Genomic DNA, 7769 nt, shown 5'->3' with positions numbered 1-7769 from the left:
CCGCCGGGGCGCCGTCTCCGCGCCCCTTTCCGGCGCGCGCTGCCCGCGCCCGGCCTGGCCCCCCCCCCTCCCCCCCCCCGGGGGGGGGGGGGGGGCCCCCCGCCCCCCCCCCCCCGCGGCTCGGTACGACTTCTCAGCGCCGTGCGCCCGCGCTCAGTCGGCGTCCTTCTCGAAGGCGGCGGGGCGCACCTGGACCGCACGCACCCGGTCGACGTCGAGCTTCTCGGACCGGTCGAAACGGTAGATGCCGTTCTGCTCCTGGAACACGTCGGTGAGTTGCGTGTAGCAGTAGCCGAACATCAACGGGTCGTCGAGCAGTGCGTCCGTGAGGCCGGCGAAGCGCACGTGGAACTCTTCCTCGTCCGCCACCCGCTGGCCGTATCCCCACGACTCGCTGCGGTCGTCGCCCGCGGCGCGCGCGGCCTCCTCCGGGTTCCACCAGATGCCGCCGTACTCGCTGCAGAAGTAGGGCTGGCCCTTGTAGGGCAGCGAGATGGGGTCGCCGTCGTAGCTGTTCGCCCACGGCTCGTCGGTCGTCAGCCCCGCCATGTCGCGGGCGAACGCCTCCGGGTCCTGCTCATAGTGGTGGGAGTCCCAGACGTCGGTCTCGAGCACCCGGTGCGAGTACCCGCTCGCGTCGAGCACGGGGCGCGACGGGTCGGCGAGCTTGGTCGCGAGGAACATCGCGCGCGTGACGTCGTCGAGCTGGGTGATCCGGTCGTGCAGCAGCTGGTGCGTCTCGTTCAGCGGGCACCAGCCGATGATCGACGGGTGCGAGAAGTCCCGCTCGATGGCCTCCAGCCACTCGGCGACGTACGACGTCGTCGGCTTCTGGTGGTCGTCACGACGGCCGAAGTCGCCGGAGCCCCAGTCGCCGAACTCGCCCCACACCAGGTAGCCGAGGCGGTCGGCGTGGAACAGGTAGCGCTCCTCGAAGACCTTCTGGTGCAGGCGCGCGCCGTTGAAGCCGGCCTCGAGGCCGAGCTCGACGTCCCGCAGGAGCGCGGCGTCGCTCGGGGCGGTCATGAGCGACTCGGGCCAGTAGCCCTGGTCGAGCACGAGGCGCTGGAACACGGGCTCGCCGTTGATGCGGACCGCCTTGCCCTCGATCGCCACGGACCGCAGGCCCGCGTACGAGCGGACGGCGTCGACGACGTCGCCCGTGGCGTCGTGCAGCTCGATCTCGACGCCGTACAGGTGCGGGTCCTGGGTGGACCACGGCCGCACCCGGTCGGCGGGGATCACCACGCGCACCGAGGGCGCGAGGTCGAGGTCGGCGGGCGTGGTCTCGGTGGCCACGACGCCGTCGGCGTCGCTCACCGTGACCACGACGTGGTGGCCCCGGCGGTTCTGCGTGAGCGGCACCCGCACGTCGAGGGCGCGGGCGCCGAGGTCAGGGGTGATCCGCGGGCGGCGCAGGCTGGCGCCCGGGACGGGCTCCATCCACACCGTCTGCCAGATGCCCGTGGTGCGTGTGTAGTGGCAGTCCTTGTTGGCATACAGGCCCGACTGCTTGCCGCGCGCCTGCGGGATGCCGCGGTGGTCGCGGGCACGGACGACGACGGTCACCGTCTCCCCTGGCGCCGCGACGCCGAAGAGGTCGGCGGTGAACGGGGTGAACCCCCCACGGTGGCGGACCACCTCGACGTCGTTCACCCACACCGTCGCGTCGTGGTCGACGGCGCCGAAGTGCAGCAGCACGTGCGTGTCGCCGCCCGCGACCTCGGCCCACCCGGCCGGGACGGTCACCTCGCGGCGGTACCAGACCGCCTCCAGGAAGTCGGTGTTCGCGACGCCGGAGAGCTCCGACTCCGGCGCGAACGGGACGGCGATCGAACCGGTCAGCGGCCGTTCGCGCAGACCGCGCTCCAGGCCGGAGTCGCCGGGATCGATCTCGAACCCCCACTCCCCGTTGAGGTTCAGCCAGCGGTCACGCACCACCTGCGGGCGCGGATACTCCGGGCGCGGCACGGCCGCGCCGACGGGGGCGGAGGGAGGGTCGAGGCGATCGAGGACGGACATCGTGGTGCTCCGTTGCATGGACGACAGTTCCGCGAGAGATTCAACCTTCCCCGTCCTCAGAATGCAACGTTGAATCAGAAATTGCTCCCTCGCTGAGGACGGTCAGGCGCTCCGACTGCTCTCCCGCACCAGCAACCGGTGCGGCACGACGACGTCGACGTCCCGTTCGCCGTCGCCGCCCGCAGCCCCCTCCACCTGCGCGATCACCCGGTCCACGGCGGTCTCGGCGATGGCCTGCAGGTCCGGCGCGATCGTGGTCAGCGACGGGTTCGAGAACCGGCCGTCCTCAGTGTTGTCCCAGCCCGTGACGGCCACGTCCTCGGGCACCCGCACCCCGTTGAGCCGGAGCGCGTAGAGCGCCCCCAGCGCCAGCTCGTCGTTGGCGCACACGAGACCGTCCACCTGGTCGATGCGCGGCAGCGACGACTCGACGGCCCTCATGCCGTCCTCGCGCGAGAACTGCGCGACGGGCACGATCCACCGAGGGTCCACCTCCAGATCCCGTGCGGCGTGCGCCTCCTTGAACCCCTGGAGCCGAGGGGTGCCCGAACGGTCTGCCACGGACTCCGCACCGACGAAGGCCAGGCGACGCCTGCCCGTCGCGAGCAGGTGCTCGGTGACCTCCCGTGCCGCCCGGACGTTGTCGATGCTCACGTGGTCGGTGCGCCAGCGGCGGTCGTGACCAGGGTCGTCGCGCTCGCCGAGCAGCACCATCGGCGTCTCGCCGCGCACCTCGGCGATCTCTGCCGGGCCGAGGGCCAGCGGCGAGAAGATGATCCCGTCGATCGCCTGGACCCGGAACCCGTGCGCCACCTGGAGCTCGACGTCCCGGTCCGTGCGCGTCTCCTCGATGAGCACCCGATACCCCCTCGCGCCGGCCACGTCGATGACGATGTGCGCCAGGAGCGAGAAATAGGGCGAGTGGGCCCAGGGGACTGCGAGCGCCAGCGTGTTCGTGCGCCCCTGCCGCAGCTGACGACCCGCGAGGTTCGGGCGGTACCCGAGCTCGGAGATCATCGCCTCGACCTTGGCGCGCGTCTCGTCGCCGACCCTGCCGGTGCCGTTGACGACGTTCGAGACCGTCTTCCAGGACACGCCGACGGCCGCCGCCACGTCCTTAATCCCGACCCGGCCGGAGCCGCGGCCCGCCCGGGCGCGCCCGGGCACGCCCGGGGACGCCGCCCCGGGCACCGTCGTCGCGCCCCTCTCGTCCTGTGCTGCCATCCACCGACCCCTTCTCGCCCGACGTGGGGCGCCGTCACCCCGTGCCAGCGGACCTCTTGACGGTCCGCCCGGCCTAGTCCATCGTGGTCCCACGTTGGAGCGCAACGTTGCACTCAGGAGGGTCGATGAAGACCAAGCTGCGTACGTCCGGGGGTATGTCAGGGCCGTGGCCAAGCCGCGCCCAGGGCCGGTTCCCCCGTCGGTCGGGTTCGAGCGGCACGGTGGACGACGTCGGGCTGAGCAGGCGCGGCCTGCTTCAGGCCGCTCTCGTCGGCGCGGGCGGCATCGCCCTGGGGGGCGCGCTGTCCGGGTGCGCCACCCCGTCGGCGTCCGGGTCCGGCCGCACGTCCGTCATGATCTGGGACCTGTTCTCGGGCGGGGACGGCGCGCTCATGCAGGAGATGGTGGGCGCGGTGGCCCAGGCCAACGCCGACATCTCCGTGGACTCCACGACCCTCGCGTGGGGCGCGCCGTACTACACGAAGCTCGCCATGGCGTCGTCCGGCGGCCGCCCGCCGGAGGCCGCGGTGATGCACATGTCGCGGCTGGCGGGCTACGCGCCCGGCGGCCTGCTCGAGCCGTTCGACCTCGACGCGCTGGCCGACCTCGGCGTCACCCAGGACGACTTCGCGCCCGCCGTGTGGGAGAAGGCCCAGTTCGACGGCCAGCTCTACGCGCTGCCGCTCGACACGCACCCCTACATCGCGTTCAACAACCCGGCGATCGCGGGGGACGCGGGTCTGATCGACGGCGACGGCCTGCTGTCGATCGCACCCGGCCCGGACGCCTTCCTCGACGCCGGCCGTGCGATGGCGGAGGTCACCGGCGAGACCGGCGTCTCGTGGGGCTACCTCCGCGACCCGGCGGGCTGCTGGCGCATGTTCTGGGGGCTGTACAGCCAGAACGGCGGCGAGTACGACCTCACGCCGGGCAAGCCGGCCGAGATCGACGAGCGGGCCGCGACGGAGGTCTTCGAGTTCCTCCAGGCGATGGTCGACGGCGAGGTCGCGGCGAAGAACCAGGACGGCGGCGCCGCCTCCGGACGGTTCATGTCGGACCGCACCGGTCTGATGTTCGCCGGCGAGTGGGACCTGCCGATGTTCCGCGACGCGAACCCCGACGTCGGCGCCACCCCCTTCCCGGCGATCTTCGACCAGCCGGCCAACTACGCCGACTCGCACTCGTTCGTCCTGCCCAGGCAGGCGCACCCGGACCCCGCCGGGCGCGAGGCCACCTACCGCGTGCTCGCCGGGCTCCTCAAGGAGGGCCTCACGTGGGCCTCCGCCGGACACATCCCGGCGTACCAGCCGGTCGTGGAGACGCCGGAGTACCAGGAGCTCACGCCGCAGCGCGACTACGCGCCCGCGGCCGAGGTCGCCGTGTTCGACCCCGACGCCTGGTTCACCGGCGGCGGCAGCGACTTCCAGACGCGCATGGGCGACTCCATGACCGACACCCTGTCCGGCAAGGCGTCCCCCCGGACCGCCGTCGACCGCATGCTCAGCGAGATGAACCGCTTCCTCGCGCAGCCGAGCCCCGCCTGAGAGAGAGGACGACGATGACCGCCTCAAGCACGTCACTCAGCGCCCCCGTCGCGCGCCCCTCCCGGCGCGCCGCGGCGACCCGCACCGCCGGCAACGCCCGGTCCGCGCGCACGTCGCTGCGCGCCCGCGACCGGTCCGGCTACCTGTTCGTCGCGCCGTTCGCGGCCGCGACCGGGCTCTTCCTCCTGTGGCCGACGATCTACGGCCTGTGGATGAGCTTCACAGACCAGAGCCTCACCGCCACGGGGAGCTCCTTCATCGGCTTCGACAACTACGTCGAGGCGTTCAGCGACCCCCAGGTGTGGACGACGCTGTGGCACACCGTGTGGTTCACGGTGCTCAGCACCGTGCCGCTCATCGTGGTCGCGCTCGTCATGGCCCTGCTGGTGCACACCGGGCTGCCCGGCCAGTGGGTGTGGCGGATGTCGTTCTTCGCCCCGTTCCTGCTGACCAGCGCCGTCGTGTCGTCCCTGGCGAGCTGGCTCTTCCAACCCGAGATCGGCCTGCTCGACGTGTGGCTCGCCAAGCTCGGCCTCGGGCCCGTGGGCTGGCTCACCGACGAGAACGTCGCCATGTTCTCCATCGCGCTCGTCACCGTGTGGTGGACCGTCGGGTTCAACTTCCTGCTCTACCTGGCTGCGCTGCAGGGCATCCCGCACCAGCAGTACGAGGCCGCGACGATCGACGGCGCCGGTGGCTGGCGACGCCTGTTCTCCGTCACCCTCCCGCAGCTGAAGGCCATCACCGGTGTGATCGTCGTGCTGCAGCTGCTCGCGTCGCTCAAGGTGTTCGACCAGATCTACCTGCTCACCGCGGGCGGGCCCAACGGGAGCACGCGACCCATCCTCGAGTACGTCTACGACACCGGCTTCACCAACTACCGCCTCGGGTATGCGTCGGCCATCTCGTACGTGTTCTTCGCCCTGATCCTCGTGTTCACGCTCGTCCGGCTGCTGCCCACGAAGAAGGAGGCCTGACATGGCCGTCGCCGAGTCCGTCGCCACCGTGGTCGCAGGCCGCCGGTCGGCCGCACAGCAGGCCCGCGCCGAGAACCGCACGCTCACCAAGCTGACGATCGGCCCCTCGCCGTGGGTGCGGGCCGCGGCCCTCGCCGCGCTCGTCGTCATGGCGGTCCTGTGGCTGCTGCCCCTGGCGTGGGGCGCCGTCACCAGCTTCAAGCACGAGGCCGAGGCGGCGCTCCCTGCGTCGTGGTGGCCGACGCAGGGCTGGACCCTGGAGGCCTACCAGCAGGTGCTGGGCAACAGCGAGCTGCTGGGCTGGATGTGGAACAGCCTCGTCGTCGCCGTCCTCGTGACGGCGCTGACCGTGATGATCTCGGCGATGGCGGCCTTCGCGTTCTCTCAGACGGTGTTCAAGGGTCGCAGCCTGCTGCAGTTCCTCACCGTCGCGTCGATCATGATGCCCGGCCAGATCCTCATCGTGCCGCTGTTCAAGCAGATGCAGGCCATGGGGCTGGTCGACACGTTCGCGGGCATCGTGCTGCCGCAGATCGTGGCACCGGTGATGGTGTTCATCCTCAAGCGGTTCTTCGACGCCATCCCGTCCGAGCTGCTCGACGCCGCCCGCATCGACGGGGCCGGCACGTGGCGGTTGTTCTGGACGATCGTGCTGCCGCTGTCGAAGTCGATCCTCGTGGCCGTCGCGATCTTCGTGTTCATCGGCGCGTGGAACAACTTCTTGTGGCCGTTCATCGTCACGACCGACCCGCAGTTCATGACCTTGCCGGTGGGGCTGTCGACCGTGAAGAACGCCTACGGCGTGCAGTACGCGCAGAACATGGCGTCGGCGATGATCGCGGCGCTGCCGCTGCTCGTGGTGTTCATGCTCTTCCAGCGCCGCATCGTGCAGGGCGTGGCCACGACAGGCATGGGCGGGCAGTAGCAGGGACGATCGGGGCATGTCCGACGCTTCTGCCCCCGCCACGACGACGCACCCCACCGAGAGGCCGACGCAGCGACCGCACGTCGCGGCGCTGGTCGAGGACCGGGTGGGCGCCGTGGCGGGGGCGGTGCTGCGCCGGTGGGGCTGGGTGCCACGCACCATCACGTACACCGGGTACGGCACGCCCACCCGGGTCCGCGTGCTGGCGCGCGTGCTGCTCGTGCCGCCGTCCCGCGCCGACGGCCGCCGGGCCGCCGTCCGTGACGGCGACCGGCGAGGACTCTGGAGCTACCTGACCGTCCAGGCACCTGGCGAGAGAGTCCGGATCACCGTCGGCCGGACGACGCTCGAGGTGGCCACCGACCGGGCCGGGTACGTGGACGTCGAGGTGCGCCTGCCCGACGGCGCCGCCCTGCCCCCCGGCCGGCACGGCGCGACGCTCTCGGTGGCCAGCCGCACCGTCGTCGCACCCGTGGTGGTGGTCGCCGACGGCGCGACGCTGGGCGTGGTCAGCGACATCGACGACACGACGATGGTCACGGCGGTCCCCCGCCCGTTCGTCGCGGCCTGGAACACCTTCGTCCGCAGGCCGAGCGCCCGCCGCCCCGTCCCGGGGATGCCTGAGCTCTACCGGAGGATCGCCGCCGACCACCCGGACGCGCCGTTCGTCTACCTCTCCAACGGGGCGTGGAACACCGCCGGGACGCTGGCCGGCTTCCTCGACCGGCACGGCTTCCCGCCCGGCCCGCTGCTGCTCACCGACTGGGGCCCCACGCAGACGGGCTGGTTCCGCAGCGGCCCGCAGCACAAGGGCGACAGCCTCGACCGGCTCATGGTCACGTTCCCCCGGGTGCGGTGGCTGCTGGTCGGCGACGCCGGCCAGCTCGACGAGGACGTGTACGTCCGCGCGTCCGCGCGCTGGCCCGGGAGGGTCGTCGCCATCGCCATCCGGCAGGTCGACGGTGCCCGCCCGCGCGCCGCCGGCGGTCGACCGGCGCCCGGTGCGCCGCTCGTGCACGGCGCCGACGGCACGGCGCTCGGCGCCCGACTGGCCGAGGTCCTCCGATGATGTCCGTC

General features: G+C 72.0%; 6 protein-coding genes. 4 read left to right on the top strand and 2 right to left on the bottom strand.

Annotation, left to right across the window (positions count from 1 at the left end):
- Positions 1-153: 153 nt before the first annotated feature.
- Positions 154-2022: a glycoside hydrolase family 2 protein gene (locus ACFQ8E_RS12200; protein WP_430550823.1), complete on the bottom strand. Its 1869-nt coding sequence runs from the start codon at positions 2020-2022 to the stop codon at positions 154-156.
- 102 nt (positions 2023-2124) lie between these two features.
- Complete coding sequence (locus tag ACFQ8E_RS12195; RefSeq protein ID WP_430550822.1) at positions 2125-3246, bottom strand: LacI family DNA-binding transcriptional regulator; 1122 nt, start codon at positions 3244-3246, stop codon at positions 2125-2127.
- 221 nt (positions 3247-3467) lie between these two features.
- Between ACFQ8E_RS12195 and ACFQ8E_RS12190 the strand changes: the two genes are divergently transcribed.
- The 4 genes from ACFQ8E_RS12190 to ACFQ8E_RS12175 are packed head-to-tail and all read left to right on the top strand — an operon-like array spanning position 3468 to position 7761.
- Entirely contained in the window at positions 3468-4790 is a 1323-nt protein-coding gene (locus ACFQ8E_RS12190) for an extracellular solute-binding protein (RefSeq protein ID WP_430550821.1), read from the top strand.
- A 14-nt stretch (positions 4791-4804) separates the two neighbouring features.
- The gene (locus ACFQ8E_RS12185; RefSeq protein WP_430550820.1) at positions 4805-5767 is read left to right on the top strand and encodes a carbohydrate ABC transporter permease; all 963 of its coding nucleotides are present in this window, start codon (positions 4805-4807) and stop codon (positions 5765-5767) included.
- Position 5768: 1 nt separating this feature from the next.
- Entirely contained in the window at positions 5769-6692 is a 924-nt protein-coding gene (locus ACFQ8E_RS12180; RefSeq protein WP_430550819.1) for a carbohydrate ABC transporter permease, read from the top strand.
- 16 nt (positions 6693-6708) lie between these two features.
- A complete protein-coding gene (locus ACFQ8E_RS12175) occupies positions 6709-7761 on the top strand; it encodes an App1 family protein (RefSeq protein ID WP_430550818.1) in 1053 nt (350 codons plus the stop codon).
- Positions 7762-7769 lie beyond the last annotated feature (8 nt).

Origin of the sequence: Isoptericola sp. NPDC056573 (genome assembly GCF_042793335.1) — a bacterium.
Classification (GTDB): Bacteria; Actinomycetota; Actinomycetes; order Actinomycetales; family Cellulomonadaceae; genus Isoptericola.
Note: the sequence above shows the minus strand (reverse complement) of the source record. Positions and strands in the feature narration are given on the sequence as shown.

Excerpts from the sequence above, each read along its gene's own strand:
- ACFQ8E_RS12200 (WP_430550823.1), bottom strand. The coding sequence starts at position 2,022 with ATGTCCGTCCTCGATCGCCTCGACCCTCCCTCCGCCCCCGTCGGCGCG.
- ACFQ8E_RS12195 (WP_430550822.1), bottom strand. The coding sequence starts at position 3,246 with ATGGCAGCACAGGACGAGAGGGGCGCGACGACGGTGCCCGGGGCGGCG.
- ACFQ8E_RS12185 (WP_430550820.1), top strand. The coding sequence starts at position 4,805 with ATGACCGCCTCAAGCACGTCACTCAGCGCCCCCGTCGCGCGCCCCTCC.
- ACFQ8E_RS12180 (WP_430550819.1), top strand. The coding sequence starts at position 5,769 with ATGGCCGTCGCCGAGTCCGTCGCCACCGTGGTCGCAGGCCGCCGGTCG.
- ACFQ8E_RS12175 (WP_430550818.1), top strand. The coding sequence starts at position 6,709 with ATGTCCGACGCTTCTGCCCCCGCCACGACGACGCACCCCACCGAGAGG.